This window comes from Planococcus sp. VCh962, from assembly GCF_057748275.1.
The window spans coordinates 94,169-115,931 of record NZ_JBYLHS010000008.1 but is presented as its reverse complement, the minus strand read 5'-3'; the positions used below and the strand labels follow the sequence as shown (position 1 = coordinate 115,931).

The 21,763-nt window shown below is 42.9% G+C and carries 20 protein-coding genes; 17 read left to right on the top strand and 3 right to left on the bottom strand.

The window, feature by feature from the left end:
- Window positions 1-154: 154 nt before the first annotated feature.
- The 11 genes from sigW (at window position 155) to AC3AQ9_RS17645 (ending at window position 12,036) form a co-directional block, all read left to right on the top strand.
- Complete coding sequence (sigW, locus tag AC3AQ9_RS17695) at window positions 155-718, top strand: RNA polymerase sigma factor SigW (RefSeq protein WP_488308803.1); 564 nt, start codon at window positions 155-157, stop codon at window positions 716-718.
- A 12-nt stretch (window positions 719-730) separates the two neighbouring features.
- Window positions 731-1,366, top strand: coding sequence for a zf-HC2 domain-containing protein (locus AC3AQ9_RS17690; RefSeq protein ID WP_488308802.1), 636 nt, complete (start codon window positions 731-733; stop codon window positions 1,364-1,366).
- A 101-nt stretch (window positions 1,367-1,467) separates the two neighbouring features.
- Window positions 1,468-2,304 (top strand): diadenylate cyclase CdaA, encoded by an 837-nt coding sequence (gene cdaA, locus AC3AQ9_RS17685; RefSeq protein ID WP_488308801.1) that lies wholly within the window; start codon window positions 1,468-1,470, stop codon window positions 2,302-2,304.
- Window positions 2,297-3,304: a CdaR family protein gene (locus AC3AQ9_RS17680; RefSeq protein ID WP_488308800.1), complete on the top strand. Its 1,008-nt coding sequence runs from the start codon at window positions 2,297-2,299 to the stop codon at window positions 3,302-3,304. Before cdaA ends, AC3AQ9_RS17680 begins: the two co-directional genes overlap by 8 nt.
- 80 nt (window positions 3,305-3,384) lie before the next feature.
- Window positions 3,385-4,734 (top strand): phosphoglucosamine mutase, encoded by a 1,350-nt coding sequence (gene glmM / locus AC3AQ9_RS17675; protein WP_488308799.1) that lies wholly within the window; start codon window positions 3,385-3,387, stop codon window positions 4,732-4,734.
- Window positions 4,735-5,136: 402 nt separating this feature from the next.
- Window positions 5,137-6,939, top strand: coding sequence for a glutamine--fructose-6-phosphate transaminase (isomerizing) (gene glmS / locus AC3AQ9_RS17670; RefSeq protein WP_488308798.1), 1,803 nt, complete (start codon window positions 5,137-5,139; stop codon window positions 6,937-6,939).
- A 487-nt stretch (window positions 6,940-7,426) separates the two neighbouring features.
- On the top strand, window positions 7,427-8,851 hold the full coding sequence (locus tag AC3AQ9_RS17665; protein WP_488308797.1) for a purine-cytosine permease family protein: 1,425 nt from the start codon (window positions 7,427-7,429) through the stop codon (window positions 8,849-8,851).
- A gap of 86 nt (window positions 8,852-8,937) precedes the next feature.
- Window positions 8,938-9,420 carry an SRPBCC family protein gene (locus tag AC3AQ9_RS17660; RefSeq protein WP_488308796.1) on the top strand — a complete coding sequence of 161 codons (483 nt, stop codon included), beginning with the start codon at window positions 8,938-8,940 and terminating at the stop codon, window positions 9,418-9,420.
- Between the two features lie 134 nt (window positions 9,421-9,554).
- Entirely contained in the window at window positions 9,555-10,328 is a 774-nt protein-coding gene (locus tag AC3AQ9_RS17655; protein ID WP_488308795.1) for a hypothetical protein, read from the top strand.
- Between the two features lie 2 nt (window positions 10,329-10,330).
- Complete coding sequence (locus AC3AQ9_RS17650; protein WP_488308794.1) at window positions 10,331-10,900, top strand: histidine phosphatase family protein; 570 nt, start codon at window positions 10,331-10,333, stop codon at window positions 10,898-10,900.
- Window positions 10,897-12,036: a GNAT family N-acetyltransferase gene (locus AC3AQ9_RS17645; RefSeq protein ID WP_488308793.1), complete on the top strand. Its 1,140-nt coding sequence runs from the start codon at window positions 10,897-10,899 to the stop codon at window positions 12,034-12,036. Before AC3AQ9_RS17650 ends, AC3AQ9_RS17645 begins: the two co-directional genes overlap by 4 nt.
- Before the next feature lie 68 nt (window positions 12,037-12,104).
- Here AC3AQ9_RS17645 and AC3AQ9_RS17640 read toward each other — a convergent pair whose 3' ends face one another.
- Together AC3AQ9_RS17640 and AC3AQ9_RS17635 are read right to left on the bottom strand one after the other, a co-directional pair.
- Entirely contained in the window at window positions 12,105-12,551 is a 447-nt protein-coding gene (locus AC3AQ9_RS17640; RefSeq protein ID WP_488308792.1) for a GDYXXLXY domain-containing protein, read from the bottom strand.
- Window positions 12,548-13,720: a DUF2157 domain-containing protein gene (locus AC3AQ9_RS17635; RefSeq protein WP_488308791.1), complete on the bottom strand. Its 1,173-nt coding sequence runs from the start codon at window positions 13,718-13,720 to the stop codon at window positions 12,548-12,550. The genes AC3AQ9_RS17640 and AC3AQ9_RS17635 overlap by 4 nt, the downstream gene beginning before the upstream one ends.
- 287 nt (window positions 13,721-14,007) lie before the next feature.
- Between AC3AQ9_RS17635 and AC3AQ9_RS17630 the strand changes: the two genes are divergently transcribed.
- Window positions 14,008-15,099 carry a GGDEF domain-containing protein gene (locus AC3AQ9_RS17630; protein ID WP_488308790.1) on the top strand — a complete coding sequence of 364 codons (1,092 nt, stop codon included), beginning with the start codon at window positions 14,008-14,010 and terminating at the stop codon, window positions 15,097-15,099.
- Between the two features lie 38 nt (window positions 15,100-15,137).
- Here the strand turns inward: AC3AQ9_RS17630 and AC3AQ9_RS17625 are convergent, their stop codons facing one another.
- The gene (locus AC3AQ9_RS17625) at window positions 15,138-15,362 is read right to left on the bottom strand and encodes a hypothetical protein (RefSeq protein WP_488308812.1); all 225 of its coding nucleotides are present in this window, start codon (window positions 15,360-15,362) and stop codon (window positions 15,138-15,140) included.
- Window positions 15,363-15,643: 281 nt separating this feature from the next.
- Here AC3AQ9_RS17625 and AC3AQ9_RS17620 point away from each other — a divergent pair, with 281 nt between their 5' ends.
- From AC3AQ9_RS17620 to AC3AQ9_RS17600, 5 genes are all read left to right on the top strand, one after another.
- Window positions 15,644-17,296 (top strand): peptide ABC transporter substrate-binding protein, encoded by a 1,653-nt coding sequence (locus AC3AQ9_RS17620; RefSeq protein ID WP_488308789.1) that lies wholly within the window; start codon window positions 15,644-15,646, stop codon window positions 17,294-17,296.
- 104 nt (window positions 17,297-17,400) lie between these two features.
- Window positions 17,401-18,330: an ABC transporter permease gene (locus tag AC3AQ9_RS17615; RefSeq protein ID WP_488308788.1), complete on the top strand. Its 930-nt coding sequence runs from the start codon at window positions 17,401-17,403 to the stop codon at window positions 18,328-18,330.
- Entirely contained in the window at window positions 18,327-19,385 is a 1,059-nt protein-coding gene (gene opp3C / locus AC3AQ9_RS17610; RefSeq protein ID WP_488308787.1) for an oligopeptide ABC transporter permease, read from the top strand. The genes AC3AQ9_RS17615 and opp3C overlap by 4 nt, the downstream gene beginning before the upstream one ends.
- A 13-nt stretch (window positions 19,386-19,398) precedes the next feature.
- Complete coding sequence (locus AC3AQ9_RS17605; protein ID WP_488308786.1) at window positions 19,399-20,418, top strand: ABC transporter ATP-binding protein; 1,020 nt, start codon at window positions 19,399-19,401, stop codon at window positions 20,416-20,418.
- A gap of 530 nt (window positions 20,419-20,948) precedes the next feature.
- Window positions 20,949-21,722 carry a transporter substrate-binding domain-containing protein gene (locus AC3AQ9_RS17600; RefSeq protein ID WP_488308811.1) on the top strand — a complete coding sequence of 258 codons (774 nt, stop codon included), beginning with the start codon at window positions 20,949-20,951 and terminating at the stop codon, window positions 21,720-21,722.
- Window positions 21,723-21,763: the final 41 nt, after the last annotated feature.

Here is a 21,763-nt window from a genome sequence, read left to right as displayed (position 1 = left end):
TGTTATTTTGTATATAAAAAAGAAAAATATCTGGAAAAAAGTTGGGTTTTTCAGAAGTGAATTTGGTACGATAGAAAGAGAAAAAATAAATGAAACTTTTTGAAAAGCAATCCGTATATAAAAGACAGCCGCATAGGCGGAGGGAAATGAGATCATGGATGCGTTAGTCAATAAACGAATAAAAAAAGTATTAAAGGGCGATCAGAACGCATTCGCCGAAATCGTTGAGCTGTATCAACATCAGCTTTATCAAATCTGTTATCGTATGCTGGGCAACAAGCATGAAGCAGAAGACATCGCACAAGAAGCGTTTATGCGTGCTTATGTCAATCTTCATACATTCGATCAAAACCGCAAATTTTCAACATGGTTATACCGAATAGCCACGAATTTGTGCATTGACCGGATCCGCAAAAAAAAGCCGGATTATCATCTGGATGCGGAAGTACGGGGGACGGAAGGCTTGAACATGTACTCGTCCATTGCCAACGATGATCAGCTTCCTGAAGAAGAATTAATGCGGATGGAAGTGCAGGAGCGGGTGCAGTACGAGATAAGTCGCTTGCCAGATAAATACCGTGCCGCTATTGTATTAAAGTACATTGAAGAATTGCCGCTGGCGGAAATCAGCGAGATTTTGGATTTGCCGCTAGGTACCGTGAAAACACGGATACACCGAGGAAGAGAAGCTCTTCGGAAGCAATTGAGCAATTTGTAGGAGGCGAGCACCATGAACACATGTCCGGAAAAAATCATCCATTTCATGGACGATTATTTAGATGGGGATCTTAACCCCGCTGATGAGGCTATTCTAAAAGCACATTTAGAAAGCTGCATCGATTGCCGGAAGTTATACCATGAGTTAAACAAAACGATCGCATTTGTTCAAAGTGCATCACATATACAAGCGTCGCCTGATTTTGTCCAAAAGACAATGCAACGGCTGCCAAAAGAAAGACAGCGCGTTGGAATCCAGCGCTGGTTCAGGCAACATCCCTTATTAACAGCTGCAGCGCTTTTCTGCTTGCTGATGAGCGCAGCCTTGTTCTCGAACTTCAATAATGATCAGCAGTTTGCTTTTACGAAACAGCCTAACTTAGTCGTAGAAGGTGAAACAGTAGTTGTTCCTGAAGGAGAAGTGGTTACGGGCGATTTGACGATCCGCAATGGCGATTTGCGCGTGGAAGGTGAATTGCACGGGGATGCCACAATCGTTAATGGCCAGTATATGGCTTCCAGCGGAGTGATTACCGGGGAAATCGAAGAAATTGACAAAGCCTTTGAATGGCTTTGGTTTACGATTAAAGAGGGCGTAAAAGATGCAGCTTCGATTTTCAATTCAGGCAATAAAGAGACTGAAGAGTAGGACCTATCCTTATTGAAGGGTAGGTTTTTTCGATGAAGGCAAGGAAAATTCACTTATGATATACTAATCTATATGCAGATGTTGAAAAGCGAGGGTTGCAGATGCCGTTTTTGGAGAATTTAACAAACCAAACACCACTCGAACTTTTAGTAAATGTCATTGATATTTTATTAGTATGGTTCGTTATATATAAATTGATTACGATTATTAAAGGGACGAAAGCGGTCCAGTTATTAAAAGGAATATTTTTTATCGTTATTGCTTATCTGATTACCCAAGCTCTCAATTTAGAGACACTTGGCTGGGTCATGCAGCAAGTACTGAATTGGGGATTCCTCGCAATTATCATTATTTTCCAGCCGGAAATGAGACGGGCGCTTGAACAGCTGGGGCGTGGAAAGCTATTTTCAAGCAGCCAGCTGAATGAGGAGTCTGAGCGTAACCGATTGATTGAGGCCATGTCCAAATCAGTAAGTTATATGGCGAAACGCCGGATTGGGGCGCTTATTTCAATTGAGCGGGAAACTGGATTAAGCGAATACATTGAAACCGGCATCCAAATGAACTCGGACATAACGTCAGAGTTGCTAATCAATTTATTTATTCCGAATACACCGTTGCATGATGGTGCTGTCATTGTGCAAAAAAACCGGATTGCTGCTGCAGCCTGTTATTTGCCGTTGTCAGAAAGTCCGTTTATTTCAAAAGAACTTGGAACCCGCCACCGTGCGGCCCTCGGTATTAGTGAAGTAACCGATGCTATTACAATCATTGTGTCAGAGGAAACGGGTGCAATCAGCCTTACTGCGAATGGAGATTTGCATCGCAATTTATCACTGGAAGATTTTGAAGTAAAATTGCGCCGAATCTGGTTTGGAGCCGATCAGCAGCCAGCTGATTCTTCCCGATGGAACTGGAGGGGGAAAAAGAATGGATAAATTGATGGACAGCCCTTGGTTTTTGCGGATTATGGCATTATTGCTAGCTTTTCTTCTATTCTTTTCGGTCAAAGCTGATGAAGATGCCGCGAACTCGTCAAACAATGGCATGATAACGGAAGAAATTGAAGATGTGGAGCTGGAAGTTTTTTATGGAGATCCTAATCTAATGGTCAGTGGATTGCCGGAAACGGTGGATTTGACGATTTCCGGTCCTACAAGTACGGTGCAGACTGCACGTCAGCTGAAAGATTTTACACTTTTTGCAGATTTGCGGAACTTGCCAATTGGGGAACACAGGATACCGATTCAAACTGAAAATTTATCAGAACAGCTGCGGGTTCAAATTGAGCCAGCTTTTGTGGATATTACGATTGAAGAACGGGTCACGCAAGAGTTCCGCATCGATCCCGAGATGAACGAACGTTTGCTGCAGGAAGGATTTGTTTTAGAGGAAATTACAGCGATTCCAAATACCGCTACTGTCACAGGGCCCAAAAGTGTGATTGACTCCATTAGCTTTGTTAAAGCTACCGTTACAGGTGAGCAAGGAGTGAATGAATCATTTACAACGGAAGCCCGGATACGGGTTCTTGCAAACGATCTGACAAAACTTGAAAATGTAGTGATTGAACCGGAAGTGGCAGAGGTGTCGGTTGAAATAAAGGAATACAGCAAAGAAGTGCCAGTCGTTATTAAAGAGAATGGCGAACCGCCAACTGGAATAACGATCAATGCTCTTGTTCCATCCCATAAAACTGTTCGGGTCTACGGTCCGAAGAATGCAGTGGATCCATTGCAGGAGTATGTAGTGGAAGTGAACACAGGAGTCATTACTTCGACAGATACAACAATCGAAACGGAATTAAAAGCACCGAAAGGCACTTCATCCGTCACTCCCGGCGATATGACCGTGGAAGCTGAAATTACAGTTGATGAAACGGTTGAAGCGCCTGACGGAGTTGAGAATCCGGAAATATCAGAAAATTCTCCCTCGTAATAATGGGGAAGAGATATAAATTTGCGATGGAACATGTATAATGAAGCGAGATAATGCTATAGATTGAAGGAGAGAAAAGAATGGGAAAATATTTTGGAACTGATGGGGTACGGGGAGTTGCGAACAGTGAACTGACACCTGAATTGGCATTTAAACTAGGGCGTTTTGGCGGATATATTTTAACGAAAAGCTCGAAAGAAAAACCGAAGGTATTAATCGGCCGAGATACTCGTATTTCAGGCGAAATGCTTGAAGGGGCACTTGCAGCAGGATTATTGTCTGTTGGAGCAGAAGTAATGCGCCTTGGCGTTATCAGCACCCCCGGAGTTGCCTATTTAACGCGTGTAATGAGTGCAGAAGCAGGCGTCATGATTTCAGCTTCACACAATCCAGTAGAAGATAATGGCATCAAGTTTTTTGGGTCTGACGGCTTCAAATTATCCGATGAGCAGGAGTTGGAAATCGAAGCATTGCTTGATAGTGAAGAAGACACTTTACCACGTCCAACAGGCGGAGATCTGGGCAGCATCACAGATTATTTTGAAGGCGGACAAAAGTATATCCAATATTTAAAGCAAACTGTGGATGAGGAATTCACAGGTATTCATGTGGCACTCGATTGCGCACACGGAGCGACATCTTCCCTAGCGACGCATGTATTTGCTGATTTAGATGCAGATATTTCATCGATGGGCGCTTCTCCAAATGGCTTGAATATTAACGATAAAGTAGGATCAACTCATCCTGAGAAATTGGCTGAAATGGTAATCGCTAAAAAAGCGGATATTGGGCTGGCATTTGACGGCGATGGCGATCGCTTGATTGCAGTGGATGAAAAAGGCCAAATCGTTGATGGTGACCAGATTATGTACATAATCGCCAAGCATTTGCATTCAGAAGGCCGACTGAAGAAAAATACAGTTGTGTCAACCGTGATGAGCAATATGGGCTTTTATAAAGCCTTGGAAGAGAACGGCATGGAAAGCAAGCAGACAGCTGTCGGTGACCGATACGTCGTGGAAGAGATGAAGAAAAATGAGTATAACCTAGGCGGCGAGCAGTCAGGCCATATTGTGTTCCTGGATTACAATACAACAGGAGATGGTTTGTTGACCGGCCTTCAGCTTGTGAATATCATGAAAATCACTGGCAAAAAATTATCTGATTTAGCAGCAGAAATGACGATTTTCCCGCAAAAGCTTGTCAATATCCGCGTGACTGATAAGCATGCTGTTACAGAAAATGCAAAAGTGGCTGCTGTCATTGAAGCAGTGGAAAGTGACATGGATGGAAATGGCCGCGTCCTCGTACGTCCTTCTGGTACAGAACCGCTTGTCCGGGTGATGGTAGAAGCAGCTTCTGGAGAAGATTGCGAGAAATATGTAGAGCAAATTGCTGAAGTAGTAAGAGCCGAAATGGGCTTGAACTAGTATAAGAAAACGGTTCAAAAGCCAGACGGCTTTTGAACCGTTTTTTTGGTATTATAAGGGGTTATTTTAATAAGGTTTTGTTGACGTGCGTAAGTCGAAAAGGTATGATAAACTTGCCTAGGTTTAGGCCGCTAAAAAAGGGGGATAGTAATGCGTACGAGGAAAACAGTTAAAGCGCCAGTACTGGGGAAATCGGATGGACAAATCAATTCCCAGTAGACGAGGAGGAGGAGTATCGAGATTTCGGCGGATACCTCCCGGCCGCGAAGCCCGGTCGTAATATCCAGCATTTAAAGCAGTTGAGTGATCAATTGTACAACGATGCGGATGGGCTCATGGAAAGTGTTTGCCAAAACGCGCAAACGCTCATTTTGACTTATAGGAAAATGGAGGAATTGGATTATGTGTGGAATTGTCGGGTATATTGGAGAAAATGATTCAAAAGAGATTCTTTTAAAAGGATTGGAAAGATTGGAATACCGCGGCTACGATTCAGCAGGGATTGCTGTACGCAACGGCAAAGGCATTACGGTATTCAAAGAAAAAGGACGCATCGCGGACTTGCGTGCTGTAGTGGAAGATGAAGTGGTCGGAACAAGTGGGATCGGGCATACACGCTGGGCAACTCACGGAAAACCAAATCGCGTAAACGCTCACCCCCACCAAAACGATAATGATCGTTTTACATTGGTGCACAATGGAGTGATTGAAAACTATCACCACATTCAGCGCGATTATTTAGCTGGCGTGCAAATGGAATCAGACACAGATACAGAAATCATTGTGCAATTGATTGGCAAATTTGTAGCGGAAGGCATGACAACCCAAGAAGCATTCAGCAAGACGCTGACTTTGCTAAAAGGTTCATACGCCATCGCGTTATTGGATGCGGAAGAAGAGCACACAATTTTTGTGGCGAAAAACAAGAGCCCGTTGCTTGTCGGACTTGGAGATGGCTTTAACGTGGTCGCTAGCGATGCAATGGCTATGCTGCAAATCACAGACCAATTTGTGGAATTGATGGACAAAGAAATCGTGATCGTACGTAAAGACAGCGTTGAAATTTTAACATTGGACGGCGAAAAAATTAGCCGCCAGCCGTTCAAAGCTGAAATTGACATGAGCGATATTGAAAAAGGCACCTACCCTCATTATATGCTGAAAGAAATTGATGAGCAGCCAGCAGTTATGCGCAAAATCATTCAAGCTTACCAAGGCGCAGACGACAAATTGACGATTCAGCCTGAAATCATCCAAGCGTTGAAAGATGCGGATCGCATCCATATTATCGCTGCAGGCACAAGCTATCATGCTGGATTGATCGGCAAAGAATACTTGGAGAAAATGGCAGGCATTCCAGTAGAAGTGCATGTATCAAGTGAGTTTGGCTATAACATGCCTCTTCTTTCAGAGAAGCCTTTGTTTATCTTTATTTCCCAATCAGGAGAAACTGCTGACAGCCGCCAAGTATTGGTGAAGATTAAAAAACTGGGCCATCCATCGTTGACGATTACGAACGTAGCCGGCTCTACGCTTTCACGTGAAGCGGATTACACATTATTATTGTATGCAGGACCAGAAATTGCAGTCGCATCTACAAAAGCGTATACTGCACAAATTGCTGTTCTTTCAATTCTGGCTGCGGTAACTGCAGAGTCCAAAGGCATCGACATCGGCTTTGACTTGGTGCAGGAATTGGGAATTGTAGCGAATGCAATCCAAGCACAAGTGGACATGAAAGAAGAAATGGAGCAAATCGCCCGCGATTTCCTTTCAACTACACGCAATTGCTTCTTTATCGGTCGCGTTATGGATTACTTTGTAGGCCTTGAAGGCGCATTAAAGTTGAAAGAGATTTCGTATATCCAAGCAGAAGGCTTCGCTGGAGGCGAGCTGAAACACGGCACGATTGCGTTGATCGAAGAAGGCACTCCGGTTATCGCGCTTGCGACGCAAGAAGCCGTTAACCTCAGCATTCGCGGAAACGTCAAAGAAGTGGCGGCTCGCGGTGCAAATCCTTGCATCATTTCTATGGAAGGTTTGCAAGAAGAAGGCGATAGCTTAGTTCTTCCAAAAGTCCATGAACTGCTGTCCCCGCTCGTATCGGTTATTCCGATGCAGTTGATCAGCTATTACGCAGCGCTTCACCGCGACTGTGACGTGGACAAGCCACGTAACTTGGCTAAATCGGTTACGGTTGAATAAAATAAGTTCTTTAAAAGCCACTTACGACATTTTGCCGTAAGTGGCTTTTTTTATATTTTTGTTTAAGCGAAAGCTAAATATTATTATATGAGAAGAATAATATTTCCTTCATTTTGCCATTCTTAGAAAAAATCAAATTAATGGATATTGAATAGACCGTTCGAATGACTTTACCTATAAAAACTACAAGAAAACAAAAATTATGTTAAAATATAAAAGGAAGTGATTCACCCGTTCTAGCAACTGTTGCTGACGGGCGGAATTCATCTTTTTTTTTATTTTGAACGCTGGTTTTAAGCCTGCTTTATCCTCCCTAACACTCCTGCCCGCCCCGCAAGGAAATAACATATACTTTCCTTCATCAACCGCATACTTACTAAACAGTCTTTGCTTGTCAATTAGGATAAAGCAGTACGATTTATTTTGCTTAAAACATGTTGTTCGAGATGAAAAACTAAATATTTGTGAAAGAAAGGAAGATGATTTTATGAGATCTGACATTACTGCAGATCATCGATCGAGAGAAAAGGAATTCGTCAACAAACACAAACCAGAAAAAACTGCAGATTACACATTTGACCGAGTGCCAAGAGAGGAAAGGAAAATGGGCTGGTTAAGCATCACCAATATTACATTCGGGATTGCTACCGCTATTTTTTATTTTCAGATGGGAAGTGTCATGGCTTTGCAATTCGGAGCGGCCAATGCCATTATCTCAGCTATCTACGCGATTATCGTAGCAGGAATACTTGGAACGATTATTGTTTACCTGTCGGCTAAATCCGGCATGAACGTCAACTTATTATCCCGCGGAGGATTCGGTTATATCGGCGCCTCATTAACCTCGTTAATTTACGCTTCCAACTTTATCATGTACTGTGCGTTTGAAGGCATGATACTTGTGGCAGCTGTCCATGCATTTTTCCCCGCAATCCCCGTGTGGGCCCTGATCGTCCTCTTTGGATCAATCGTCATTCCGTTAAACTGGTTTGGCATCAAGCAATTGGATAAGTTGCAAAAATGGTCTTTGCCCATTTTTGGTTTGTTTTTAATCGCTGCTATTTATGTAGCGTTTAATCGTCCTTCTTTGTATGAAGGGAGTTTCTGGACATACATGCCTGAAGGTGTTCAAATAGGCGGCACGGCGCTGCTATTGTGCATCGGTATGCAACACGGCATTATGGGGCTGACTGCTTTGATCGCCTCTGATTACGCGCGTTTCTTAAAACCGAAAGATATAAAAGTCGGTTCAATCGCCATCGGATTTATTCCGCAGATTTTCTGTTTTGGGGTAATGGGTGGCCTTGGCATCTGGTTTGGCGTTACTTTGGGTGAATCCAATCCCGGTGTTTATATCGTTGTCTTATTAGGTCTTGGCGGTGTGCTGTTTACGATGCTGACTCAAGTGCGCATTAACATCACGAATATCTATAGCAGTTCGTTGTCATTGTCGAGTTTCTTTGAAAATATGTTCAACTTTTCACCGGGCCGACGCTTCTGGGTAGTGGTTTCAGGCATTGTTGCCATCATGCTGATGCTTGGCGGCATTGTAGATCATTTAGGTGTAGCCATGACTTTCCAAGGCGTAGCGCTTATGACTTGGGCATCCATATTGGTGACCGATGCGCTTGTTGTAAAGAAAATGCTGAAAATCGGGCCTGGCTATTATGAGTCCAGACAGAGAAATTTATATAAATGGAATCCTGTCGGCGTGGTATCGCTCTTGGTGCCAACTGCTTTGGGGACCATTGCAGCACTTGGATATTTCGGCTTATTCCTGCAAAGCACGGCGGCATTTTTCGCGGCTATCATGGCTGCCATTTTGACAGTAATTCTAGCTGTTTTGACTAAAGGCCGCTATTATACGAAAAGAGAAGTTAACGATATTCCAAAAGAAGATTATATTGCCTGAAAAAATGTTTTGGGGTAAAGTGGCAGTAAAGAGCATGACTCGCTTCAAGAATTTACCTATTACTTGATTTGGAGAGGATGAGCGAAATGGCAATCACTTCAACCGTAACTTTGAATATGGCTCGGCGTTTTAATGCAAAATCAGAAACGGTATTTGAAGCCTGGACCAATCCGGAAATCATGAAAAAATGGCTGTTTACAATGGAATCGACCAACAAAGTTGCTAAAAGCGATCTTCGCATAGGCGGGGCGTGGGAGATCGTTGATCGCCGGAACGGTGTCGATTACCAGGCTTTCGGTGAATACGTAGACATTATAAAGCCGAATAAGTTGGTATTTACCTTTAAAATGCCACAATTCAGTGATACGGAAGATGTCATCAGAGTTTTCATCTCTCCCGTTCAGGCAATGTGTGAAATGACTTTTTCGCAGGAAATTGTAGTTCCACATGAAGAAATTTGGACAGAAGAAGATATTGAAAAAGCGAAAGCTGAATACAGCACCCAATCCGAAGAAGGTTGGGGCATGATGTTTGAGAATTTAAAAAAGCTAGTCGAAATTCCAACCTGAATAAATGAAAAGACGATAAACCCGGAAAGTGCTTATGCGCTTTCCGGGTTTATTTTTTAAACCAAATTAATGAAGGAATCCTCTGCCAGAAAGTTGAAATAGAATAGCAATCTGAAAAAGAAGGTGAGTAAGAGATGAAAGCCCCTGAAGAAATTTTGGCTGTATGGAGCAGGTTTCATGATTTTCCGATGGAGACATTGACGAAAGCCTGGTTTTATTCGCGGTCGGGAAACAAAAAGCAGCGCAGCGTAGAGTTGATGAAAGAGCATAAAGCGCAGTACGGGATAACCGGCAATTGTTTTGATTTAGCTATTTGGTTACTGGATGAATTTAAAAAGGCCGGTATCGAAGCCTATCCCATCGGCAATGAATTAGGGACAGAAGAAGCGCATGCAGCACTCATCGCGCTTGATGAAAAAGGCAACCGGTATTTATGCGATCTCGGAGATCAGTGGCTGCAACCGGTGCTGATTGAGAGGGGACATGAATCCTATGCAGGGGAGAAACTGAGTGGTTTTTATCCTGCAGCCGATGTAGAGATTGTGCCGCGGCAAAATGAAGTGGAAATCATTTATCACCGCCCAGGGGGGAAACAATCGCGTCAGACTTACGACACTACACCGGTAACGGAAGCGGATTTTTGGCAGGCAGGTGAGTTCTCTCAAAATCATGTTTATCCGAAGCCGCTCGTAGAAGTGCGGCTTCCATATAAAAAAGAAGTGGCGCATTGGGAGTTTGACAACTGGAAAAGCTTTTTAAGTACCACGGAAGGCCTTATTCCGGATAAACCGGTGGCTACAATGGAAGAGTGGGTGGATAGAATCGGACAAAAAACCCACTTTGACCAGCAATTCTTAATGGATTCATTGAGTTTTTACAAGCAGTTGAACAAAGAAAGCAGGAGATAAAATTGCAGACGCATTTGTATTTTGTACGACATGCCCATTCGGATTACACACCAGATGAATTGTCTCGGCCGTTGTCAGAAAAAGGAGCAGCAGATGCTCAGAGAGTGGCAGCGGCGCTGAAAGAGGAAAAGATCGGACGAATCATTTCAAGCCCCTACAAGCGGGCTGTGCAGACGGTAGAAGGCATTTCCCGGGAAATTGGCATAGATATTGAACTGCTGGAAGGGTTTCGGGAGCGTTTGTTAAGCAGTGAACCGGTTGCTGATTTCCAAACAGCTATTTTGAAGGTGTGGAAAGATGAGCAGTTCGCTTTTAAAGGCGGCGAATCAAATCAAACCGCAAGAATGCGCGGGGTAAAAGAAGTGCTGAAGATTCTTCGCCGTTATAAAGGCGAACGCATTGCTATTGGAATGCATGGCAATCTCATGGTGCTGATCATGAGTTATTTTGACAGCCGTTATGGTGTTCAATTCTGGCAGCAGCTTAAGGTGCCGGATATCTACTGTCTAACTTTCGACGGCATGGAGTTAAGAGAAGTGCGGCAGATTGCTTTGGATGTGAAGGCCATATGATTAAAGCAGTAGTTTTTGATTTGGATGGCACTTTGTTAAATCGGGATGCTTCTTTGAAGCTGTTTGTTGACGCGCAGCATGAGCGCTTAAAGCCAACATTGGGGGTTATACCGAAAGGTCAGTACATGGAGCGGTTTATCGAATTAGACGCCCGGGGGATGGTTTGGAAAGACCGGGTTTATCAGCAGCTAATAGAAGAATTCCAGCTCAAAGGAACCACTTGGGAAGAGCTGCTGGCAGATTACTTGAATGGCTTTAAACAGCATTGTGTGCCTTTTTCGAATTTAACACCCATGCTTAAAGCATTAAAGGGCCAACCGATGCGTTTGGGCATTATTACAAACGGCAGAGGACAATTTCAGCTGGATGCTATATCGGCTTTGGGAATTGAACATTATTTCGACGTCATTTTGATTTCCGAATGGGAAGGCATGAAAAAACCGGATCCCCGCTTATTCAGAAAGGCATTAGCGGTGCTTGGAGTAGAAGCGGAAGAGACCTTATATGTAGGAGACCATCCGGATAATGATGTGCTAGCTGCGAAAGCAGTGGGCATTAAAACGGTCTGGAAAAAAGATTCACAATGGAGCGGTGCAGAAGCAGATTATGTTATCGAAGATTTAAATGAAATAATGGACATCATTAAAAAAGAGAATATCATGATCAGAAGGTTCCAGAGCCCGGACGTGAAAGAGATTGTCTCGCTATTTTATGAAACGGTTCATGAAGTCAATGCGGCAGATTATTCAAAGGAGCAATTGGCGGTCTGGGCTCCAATAGAAGAACAAGCGGAAAAGGCGGCGATGTGGCAGGAGTCTTTGCAGCAAAACGTAACTTATGTGGCTGACATCGACGGCAAGATAGCCGGTTTCTGCGATATGACAGAAGGTGGCTATTTAAATCGGCTGTATGTCCATAAAAATCATCAGCGGCAAGGAGTTGCTTCGATGCTCGTCGAACTGCTTGAACAAGAAGCGCGAAGACTGAAGCTCCGGGAAATCACTACCGAAGCGAGCCTCACCTCAAAGCCTTTCTTCGAAGAGCGGGGATACCAGGTTATCAGAAAGCAGTCTGTAGAACGAAAAGGCGTTGTCATGGCGAATTACAAAATGCTCAAAAAACTTTCTTCCCTTTGAGGAAGAAAGTTTTTTATGTCGTTTAAGTTCAGGTAGAATGGAAAACCTTCATTGATTGCAATTATTCTTTATTGCTGCCTGGCTTCCAGAAACACCGGCCGGATGGTGCCCCATGGCGCAACGTCTACCGTTACCGCTAGTTTCTCGGCCTGTTCAAGTCCTGGCCCGGTCCCTTGTTCTACATAGTATTGCTCCAATTGAGGTGCTGTTAAGGTGTCGCCGTAATAGGTGCCATGAATGGCTCCGAAAAAAGGTTCATTCGAAATCCGATTCACTACGGCAAAGCCATCCTCCCCTTCTTTTAATGTGAAATAAACATCTCCGTTTCGCACAAGTGCATCAGGTTTTAAATCAGGATATTGAAGCAAAATGTATTCGCCGTAAAACGGGTCAGATGGATCGTATGGCTCCGCCCGCAGGACAAACTGATTGCCGAACCATGACGCTGCGTAAAAGCTCAAGACAATCATCAGTACAACGCAGGTTTGCAGAAATGGAAACAGATAGTTTTTCATGACGCAGTCCTCGCTTTCTTGCGGTTAAACCACCAGGCAACTCCAGATAAGCCAAACAGAAGAAGCGCACCAATCAGGAAGAACAGTGACATATTGAGCCGCTCCCAAGCGTAAATGAAATAAATTACAACCTGTACCAGGATAAAATAGACAAAAGCGATCCCGAGTGGCTGATTTTGGCGATGACAAAAAGCCAGATAACTAAGTGCCACGGTTTCTGTTAAGATGGCAAGCCCGATTGCTGAACTGTCAAACAACAATAACCCGACGGCACCGAGTGGTGAGACCCAAAAAATAGGGCGCGAGCGGAAATAGCATGATACTAAAACTGCCAATGCGGCGATTAAGAGGCTGATGGACTCCAACATATTTAAATCATTGAAGGCGAATACTGAAGAACCCCGGACAGCCAAATAGATAATCGATAATGCTCCGCCAATTAGTAAATAAAGAGGCTGTATTATCTTCTTCTTTTCTAGAGAAGCCAGGAATAGGAGCCCTGTTAAAACAAATAAGGTCCAAATCGGCCATAACCAGCTTTCATAATCGACCACGGTCCATAGCATTAATCCTGAACCGAACAACAAAAGCCAGCTGGAAACTGCAGGAATCTTATCTGTGCTGAAATAAAACCAGACGAGAGCCACAGCAATGAAAACTATCCATTCCACCCAGCCCATGGCGACAACAGATGACACCAAGACTTGAATTCCAAAAACAAATGCCACCACTGCATAGGCGACATGGCGCCAATAAAAATAATGGCCAATCGCTGCCAGGAAAAGAGCCCATCCAATCAGAGAGCCTGATAATGGCAAATGGAATGATTGAACAGCTACCACGATCGCTGCCCCGAACATGGCGAGACCGATCAGCCGGAAAGTGTGAGGCAAGCCGAAATTTTTCAGCTGTGCCAAGTGCCCGAGCCCATAAAACAACCACATTAACAGCAGAACTAAACTGATTTTTAAGGCTGCCGGCATCACTTGCCAATTGGCGGCGATAAAGCTGAAAACTGCCAGTGAAAAGAAAATAAGTCCGATAACCAGCAATAACGGCATTTTTTTAGAGCCGGGCTGCTGATGTTCATATGCCAGAATTTTTTCAACTGTAGTTTGATCAATCAGACCTGCCTTTTGCCAATGCAATAATTTGTTTTTAATATCCATTTATTCCCCTCTTACTTAGCGCCATTATAAGCTTTTGCCGTTTTGAAGGATAGGCCTCTGACAGGGATTTCTGTCTTTTATCAGCTATGTAGACCGCTTCGATATGCGATGCAGTATAGATACACAAAATTCGGGTCTGCTATGGATTGGCCGATAAACGAGTTTCATGTAATAAAACAAGAACCTATAAATATGTAAGATACAAATTATATTAAATAAACCTGTAATTTTTTTACTTTAATTGCTAGAATGTGAAGTAACGTAATCATTAGGAGTTGTATGAAATAATGGATTTACTGCTTTTTTTCTTTGTGGAGAACATGGCTTTGATTATCGCCTTGATGTATTTAGCCCTGAAAATGAAGGAATTGTTTTTACTGGAAATGAAAAAGCCCTCCCATTTACTATTGCTATCTTCACTTTTCATTAGTTTTTTAACTTTTTCTGTCATGTATAATCCATATATTTATGAAGGGATGCGCCTAGATTTAAGGGAAGTTCCTCTATTTTTTATTACTTATGTGGGTGGCTGGAAATTCGGAATCCTGTCAGCGATTATTCCAGCTGTTTTTCGGGTTTCAATGGGAGGTCCAACTGTAGAAATTGGCATTCTTCAATCTATCTTGCTTCCGGTTCTAATTGGAGCTCTTTTCCATGACAAAAGGCCGGTCGATAAATTTTTCCCTCGAATTGACTTAAAACGGATGATAACCGGTTTTGTTGTATTTGAAATTTTAAAATCTATTTGGATGTTCTTTTATACACCGGTCACTCTGGCGATTATCGTGCCGATTTTCTTTTTTGCCTTGATTGCAGTTTTAGCCATGTCCATGATATTGAATGAAGAAAATCGAACCCTTCTTTTGCGAAAAGAACTTGAGATGTATTCGAACCAAGATTCGTTAACCCGTTTGCCAAATATCCGCTTCTTTAAAAATAAAGTGGAAGATCTTCTCTCTAAAAATACACCAATGCTGGTTTCTATGGTCGACGTTGATTATTTTAAAGTCTACAACGATACGCATGGCCATCAAAAAGGTGATTCGGTTCTTCGTACTCTCGGGCAATTGTTAATGGAAAGCGCAAGGGAAGAAGATATCGTAGCACGTTACGGTGGAGAAGAATTCATCATTTGCTATACGAATGTTTCAAAACCGGAAGAAGTGATTTTTCTGGCCGAACGGTTCCGCAAAAAAGTGGAGGAATACAAATTCGAAGGAGAAGAATTCCAGCCGGGCGGAAAATTGACGGTTTCGATGGGATTAAGTTTTTCATCGGAAAATAGAACTTTGGAGCAGATTATTGAGGAAGCCGATCAGGCCCTTTATCTGTCCAAGCGCCGCGGGAAAAATCAGGTAACGATATATGAAGCATCTTAAAAACCTTCTGCTTTTATAAGCTGAAGGTTTTTGTCTGTCTAAAAGAAATAAATGGCTGATGAAACGAGCAGGCTTGCTGCACAGAACAGCACTCCGACCTGGAAAAAAATTTTTCGGGACGGAAATTTTTTTGCATATTCCACCGATTGCGTCGACCGTTTTTCGCTTTCCCTAATGAGTTGCTCTCTTTTATTAATTTTTGCAAAAAAGTTTTTGCTGCTTTGGATAAAGGCTGAGAAAAATTTGCCTTCGATTAAAATCATTCCTGAGCTGATCATTAAAAGAAGAAGTCCAACTAGAAAAACAGCATCGAGCCATTCTGTGAAACTCCAGCTGGAACTAAGCAGGAAAGATATTAAAAAAGAACTTAGCAGCGATAGAAAAATTAAGGTGAATTTAAAAGTCATAAATAGAAGTCCTTTCCTTAGTTATTTAAAGATTACCACTCCTACATAGTTTTTGAAAATTTAAATATCTTGTTGCCTATTAATTGAATTACTATTATGATTAAAAGGAATTATTAGAAAAATAGGGGGTAGGGGAAATGGAGAGAAAATTTAAAGCTCAAGCATTAATGATTCTCATGGCGTTCGTTTTAATATTATCCGGATGTAATTTTAATTCTTCAGAGAACACCAAGGAAGAAAGTAAAACTGCAGATGGAAAAGAAGGGGCAGCAGGCCAAGTATTGAATATTTCAGCAGTAGCAGATATTCCTACGTTGGACTCAACAAAGGCACATGATGGGGTTGCATTTACTGTATTGAATAACGTAAATGAAGGATTGTACCGCCAAGATGAAAACCATCAGCCGATCGAAGCGTTAGTAACCGAACATACCGAAAATGAAGATCAAACGGTTCATACTTTCAAATTGCGTGAATCTACATGGAGCAATGGAGACCCTGTGACAGCGCAGGATTTCGAATATGCTTGGAAACGTGTTATGAAAGATGCAAGTCCTTATAATTTCATGTTCGTAACGGCAAGCATTAAAAACGCCGAAGCGATTATGAACGGGGAAAAAGATGCAGCAGAACTTGGGGTAAAAGCTGTGGATGAGCAGACATTGGAAGTGACACTGGAAAGTGCAAACCCGCTGCTGCAGTCATTGTTGACTTTCCCGACATTCTTGCCGCAAAACCAGAAGTTTGTTGAAGAACAAGGGGATCAATATGCTCTGGAGGCAGAAAATATTTTATTCAATGGACCATTCAAGCTTGTTGAATGGACACATGATCAAGGATGGAAATACGAAAAGAACGAAGATTATTGGGATGCAGAAGCAGTTAAGTTGGATAAGATCAATGCTTTTGTTGTAAAAGACCCAACTACTGGAGTTAATTTATATGAAACGAACAAAGTGGATCGCATCGATTTGAGTTCAGAGTCAGTTGACCAGTACAAGAGCGATGAAAACTTTGACACGATTTTAGAGCCAAGCATGATTTTCCTTCGCTTTAACCATAACCACCCTGTATTAGGGAACAAAAACATCCGCCAGGCAATCAATATGGCCATCGATAAGAAAAGTTTGACAGATGTTATTTTGAAAGATGGCTCTACGGCCTTAAATGGTGTGGTTCCTAAAGGGTTCTACCAATCTCCGGAAGGCAAAGATTATCGCGATTTGAACGGGGACATCAATACCGGAACAGTGGAAGAAGCGCAAAAACTTTGGGAAGCTGGTTTGAAAGAAACGGGTGCATCTGATGTAGCAGTTTCCATCAACATTTCAGATTCAGAAGATCACAAGAAAGTGGCAGAATATCTTCAAGCACAATTAGAAGATAACCTTCCAGGATTTAAACTGGAAATCAAAGCGGTTCCTTTCGCACAGCGTCTGGAAATAGAAAAAGCCATTGAATACGATTTGTCCTTGTCTTCATGGGGGCCTGACTACAGCGACCCGATGACTTACTTGGATATGTGGGTAAAAGGCGGGTCTGCTAACCGTATGGATTACCACAACCCGAAATTGGATGAATTGGTCACTCAGGCAAGAACAGAGACAGACCTTTCCAAACGTTTTGAAATGCTTTTGAACATCGAGAAAATCCTTTTGGAAGAAGATGCTGCAATTGCGCCTCTTTACCAAGATGGAACATCAATCTTGATGAGAGGTAAAATTAAAGATCTAATTGTACACCCGACTGGTGCTTCCCATACTTATAAATGGGCATCTATCCAAGAGTGATCAAAAGGTTATACAGCTATAGATACGAGGGTGTAGCCGGAATTATGGCCCCCTCGTATTTTTCATCCAGAAGGATACTCAACTTATAGAATTGAGGTGTTTCCATGAAGCGATATTTAGTACAGCGAATTGGATATATGCTAATTACGCTTTTTATCATCGTCACTGCAACTTTCTTTCTGATGCAGCTTTTGCCAGGTACGCCTTTCACAAATCCCGAGAAATTGACGGCACAACAGCTAACGGTATTGAATGCAAAATATGGCTTGGATCAACCCGTTGCTATGCAGTACATACGTTATCTTGGGAATTTGATACAAGGCGATTTGGGCTATTCTTTCCAGCATGAAGGAAGAACCGTTTCCAGTATGATCAGTACCCGCATCGGACCTTCTGCATTTATCGGTCTGCAGGCTTTGATCATCGGGGCAATCCTCGGCTTAGTGCTTGGCATCGTTTCTGCACTAAAGCATAATTCGGTATTCGATTACGGTTCCGTGGCATTAGCAGTTCTCGGAATGTCGATTCCTTCTTTTGTTTTTGCAGCATTGCTGCAATACTATATCGGCGTAAAACTGGAATGGCTGCCTGTAGCATTGTGGGAAGGATATTCCAGTACCTTGATGCCGTCCATCGCATTGTCGGTTACAGTCACTGCGACCGTTGCCCGCTTTATCCGCAGTGAAATGCTCGAAGTGCTTGGACAAGATTATGTTATAACTGCGCGAGCCAAGGGGATGAAGGAAAATCAGGTGATCGTCAAGCATGTAATCCGAAATGCATTGATTCCAGTAGTCACGATGCTTGGACCGCTTGCAGTCTCAATCATGACCGGAACATTGGTTATTGAAAAAATCTTCTCCGTTCCAGGGCTAGGGGAACAATTTACCTTATCCATCCTCGTGTTGGATTATAGCGTCATCATGGGGATTACGATTTTCTACAGTGCGTTGTTCATTTTCGTGGTTTTCGTTGTCGATATCATTTATGGCTTCTTGGATCCCCGCATCAATTACAGGGGGGAAGCGACATGAAAGAATTCGATGCAAAACTGCCATTGCAGCAGGATATCCATACGCAAAACAATTACATCCCGGATGATATTCCAGCCGACTTGTTTGTAAAAGCTCCGCTTGACCAAAAAAAGAGTGAAGAAATTTCAACGCCTTCGGTTTCTTTCTGGCAAGAAGCCTTTCAGCGGCTAGCAAAGAATAAAGGGGCTATGATTTCTTTGGTCCTGTTGATTTTTTTAATAGTGATGGCACTTATCGGGCCGAGTATGAATGAATTTACGTACAGAGAGCAGAATTTGGCCCATTCCAATATGCCGCCTAAAGTGGCCGGCTTAGAGTGGATGGGGTTTGACGGTGTAGATGCAAACGGAGTGGACCAGTATGCAGAGCGTGAAGTTGCAACCAATTACTGGTTTGGAACGGACGAGTTCGGACGCGATTTATGGACGCGTGTTTGGAAAGGGACTCAGATTTCCTTGTTTATCGCTTTAGTGGCCGCGTTGCTCGATTTGGTCATCGGTGTCATTTATGGCGGGATTTCTTCGTTTTACGGAGGAAGAGTCGACAATGTGATGCAGCGAATCATTGAAATTTTGATGGGGATTCCGAACTTGATTGTCATTATCCTCTTTATCCTGGTGCTTGAACCAGGCATCCGTTCTATAATCTTAGCGATGATTATCACGGGCTGGGTAGGGATGGCGCGAGTGGTGCGTGGGCAGATCCTCCAGCTGAAAGGGCAAGAATTTGTCCTGGCTTCCCGTACGCTAGGGGCTTCAAATAGCCGGTTAATTTGGAAGCACCTGATGCCGAACGTTATGGGTCCGGTCATTGTGACAGTCATGTTCACCATACCTACAGCCATTTTCTTTGAAGCTTTCTTAAGCTTTATCGGACTGGGGTTGCAAGCGCCACTCGCTTCTCTGGGTGTATTGATTGAAGATGGCTATAAATCCATGCGGTATTTCCCGTATAAGCTGATTTATCCTGCACTGGTTATCAGTATAATCATGATCTGCTTCAACTTGCTTGCTGATGGCCTGCGAGATGCACTAGATCCGAAAATGAAAAAATAGGGGAGGGTCCGTTATGAAAAATACTGTCCTGAAAGTTGAAGATCTGCATGTTTCATTTAAGACCCAAACCGGTAAAATTACGGCGGTGCGGGGCGTTAATTTTGAATTGAAGAAAGGCGAGACATTGGCAATTGTCGGTGAATCGGGTTCTGGAAAATCGGTGACGGCCAAGTCGATCATGCGTCTGCTTCCAAAAAGCACGACGGAAATCACAAAAGGCGATATTTTATACGATGATAAAAGTTTGTTGAAGCTATCAAATAGAGAAATAACCAATATTCGTGGTTCAGAAATTTCAATGGTTTTCCAGGATCCAATGACTTCACTGAACCCGACCATGAAAGTCGGCAAGCAAATCATGGAAGGTCTGCAGCGCCATGAAAACATGACGAAATCCCAAGCAAGGGAACGGGCACTGGAAATGCTGAAACTTGTTGGGATCCCGAAAGCTGAAATGCGGCTGGATAATTATCCGCATCAATTTTCAGGCGGCATGCGGCAGCGTGTCGTTATTGCATTGGCCCTTGCCTGCAATCCGAAAGTGTTGATTGCGGATGAACCGACGACAGCTCTTGATGTAACGATACAAGCGCAGATTTTGGATTTGATGAAAGACCTGCAAAGGAAAACAGATACCGCTATTATTTTAATTACCCACGATTTAGGTGTAGTGGCGAATATGGCCGATCGGGTAGCAGTGATGTATGGCGGGAAAATTGTCGAACAAGGTACGTTGGACGAGATCTTCTATAATCCGAAGCATCCCTATACGTTAGGCTTGTTGCAATCAATGCCGAAAATGAACGAAGACCGATCTCAGCCGTTATTGCCAATTGCTGGATCGCCTCCGAACTTGGCGACACTTGGGGAAGGCTGTGCGTTTGCCGCCCGCTGCCCACATACGATGAAAGTTTGCCATACATTTACTCCACCTGAAACGGTTGTAGGAAATGACTTGCATACGGCAGCTTGCTGGCTGCAGGATCCACGGACTCCAAAAGCGGAACCGGAGGAAGTACTAGTTATTAACTGATGTAAATACCAGTAAAAAAGAATGGTTGGGCCGCTGTAGAAATCATTCTGCTACAGTAAAACTGTAGGCAAACTCGAAAAAATCGAGGATGTCTGCAGTTTTTTTATGGTCATAAATTCTTTGGCATAAGAAGCAATCAACTTTGAGAAGCGGCCGAAGCTATGTATAAAAAGCAGGGGTTTTAGCTTATTTTAGAAAGATGAAATCCGCCTTAAGTTTTCGGAAAAGTCTGTAAACTTTATTGACTTTCTACCCTCTGTGAGGAATAATGAATGGAACACCTTGTAGAAAAAGGAACTTAAAATAAAGCGTTAAATCCTCCTGCAATACCTTATTCGCTAGTATTCCCCGTCCAAAGAATGTCATTCACCTATGTTCTCCGATCCATCATTTACAGATTTGTTTTGTATGCAAATCGGCTGAACGTTATTTTTCCGCATCAAAAGAAAAAAGCAGTTCTACAAAAGAAGGGGGAAAATAAATTGAAAAAAAAAGCTGTGTGGTCATTCATTGTTTTATTAGTTATTAGTATGTTGGCAGCTTGTGGTTCAGAAGATGCCAAGGAAACAACGCAAGGGGAAAAAGAAAGCAATAAAGACAGCGTCCTTAGCAGGATTGAGGAATCTAAGGAATTGAAAGTAGCTTTTGAAGGAACTTATCCGCCTTTTAATTTTATTGATGATAATGACGAGTACCAAGGGTTTGATGTGGACATTTCAAATGAAATCGCTAAGCGCCTGGGCGTTGAAACGAATTTTATTGCAACGAAATGGGACGGGTTAATTGGCGGATTGAAGGCCGATAAATTCGATATCATCATCGGCCAGATGACGGTGACAGAAGAGCGGAAGAAAAGTGTGGATTTCACGGATCCATACGTCATTACCGGCTCCGTACTGATCACGCGCGAAGAAACGAATGATATTACCAAACTTGAAGATATCAAGGGCAAGAAAGTTGGCGTGGGTGGCGGAACGACGTTTGAGGAAGTGGCGAACAGCGTCGATGGAGCAGAAGTCAAACTTTATAAAGCTGTCGGCGATTATATCCAAGACTTAACGAACAAGCGTCTGGATGTAATTATCAACGACCAATTGCTGATCAGCTACAATATCAAAGAACAAGGCCTTCCTATTAAAATAGCCAGCGATATTTTAAATAAAGATGAAATCGGCATGGCAGTTAATAAAGGCAATGAAGATTTCATTGAAAAAGTGAATGTGGCGCTAGCCGAAATGAAGGAAGATGGAACTTATAACGAAATTTACAAAAAATGGTTTGGGACAGAGCCATTAGAAAATTAATGGCGGGAAGGAGTGGTCAAAGGAACATCTTTGATCACTTT

Excerpts from the sequence above, each read along its gene's own strand:
- sigW (WP_488308803.1), top strand. The coding sequence starts at position 155 with ATGGATGCGTTAGTCAATAAACGAATAAAAAAAGTATTAAAGGGCGAT.
- AC3AQ9_RS17690 (WP_488308802.1), top strand. The coding sequence starts at position 731 with ATGAACACATGTCCGGAAAAAATCATCCATTTCATGGACGATTATTTA.
- cdaA (WP_488308801.1), top strand. The coding sequence starts at position 1,468 with ATGCCGTTTTTGGAGAATTTAACAAACCAAACACCACTCGAACTTTTA.
- AC3AQ9_RS17680 (WP_488308800.1), top strand. The coding sequence starts at position 2,297 with ATGGATAAATTGATGGACAGCCCTTGGTTTTTGCGGATTATGGCATTA.
- glmM (WP_488308799.1), top strand. The coding sequence starts at position 3,385 with ATGGGAAAATATTTTGGAACTGATGGGGTACGGGGAGTTGCGAACAGT.
- glmS (WP_488308798.1), top strand. The coding sequence starts at position 5,137 with ATGTGTGGAATTGTCGGGTATATTGGAGAAAATGATTCAAAAGAGATT.
- AC3AQ9_RS17665 (WP_488308797.1), top strand. The coding sequence starts at position 7,427 with ATGAGATCTGACATTACTGCAGATCATCGATCGAGAGAAAAGGAATTC.
- AC3AQ9_RS17660 (WP_488308796.1), top strand. The coding sequence starts at position 8,938 with ATGGCAATCACTTCAACCGTAACTTTGAATATGGCTCGGCGTTTTAAT.
- AC3AQ9_RS17655 (WP_488308795.1), top strand. The coding sequence starts at position 9,555 with ATGAAAGCCCCTGAAGAAATTTTGGCTGTATGGAGCAGGTTTCATGAT.
- AC3AQ9_RS17645 (WP_488308793.1), top strand. The coding sequence starts at position 10,897 with ATGATTAAAGCAGTAGTTTTTGATTTGGATGGCACTTTGTTAAATCGG.
- AC3AQ9_RS17640 (WP_488308792.1), bottom strand. The coding sequence starts at position 12,551 with ATGAAAAACTATCTGTTTCCATTTCTGCAAACCTGCGTTGTACTGATG.
- AC3AQ9_RS17635 (WP_488308791.1), bottom strand. The coding sequence starts at position 13,720 with ATGGATATTAAAAACAAATTATTGCATTGGCAAAAGGCAGGTCTGATT.
- AC3AQ9_RS17630 (WP_488308790.1), top strand. The coding sequence starts at position 14,008 with ATGGATTTACTGCTTTTTTTCTTTGTGGAGAACATGGCTTTGATTATC.
- AC3AQ9_RS17625 (WP_488308812.1), bottom strand. The coding sequence starts at position 15,362 with ATGATTTTAATCGAAGGCAAATTTTTCTCAGCCTTTATCCAAAGCAGC.
- AC3AQ9_RS17620 (WP_488308789.1), top strand. The coding sequence starts at position 15,644 with ATGGAGAGAAAATTTAAAGCTCAAGCATTAATGATTCTCATGGCGTTC.
- AC3AQ9_RS17615 (WP_488308788.1), top strand. The coding sequence starts at position 17,401 with ATGAAGCGATATTTAGTACAGCGAATTGGATATATGCTAATTACGCTT.
- opp3C (WP_488308787.1), top strand. The coding sequence starts at position 18,327 with ATGAAAGAATTCGATGCAAAACTGCCATTGCAGCAGGATATCCATACG.
- AC3AQ9_RS17605 (WP_488308786.1), top strand. The coding sequence starts at position 19,399 with ATGAAAAATACTGTCCTGAAAGTTGAAGATCTGCATGTTTCATTTAAG.
- AC3AQ9_RS17600 (WP_488308811.1), top strand. The coding sequence starts at position 20,949 with ATGTTGGCAGCTTGTGGTTCAGAAGATGCCAAGGAAACAACGCAAGGG.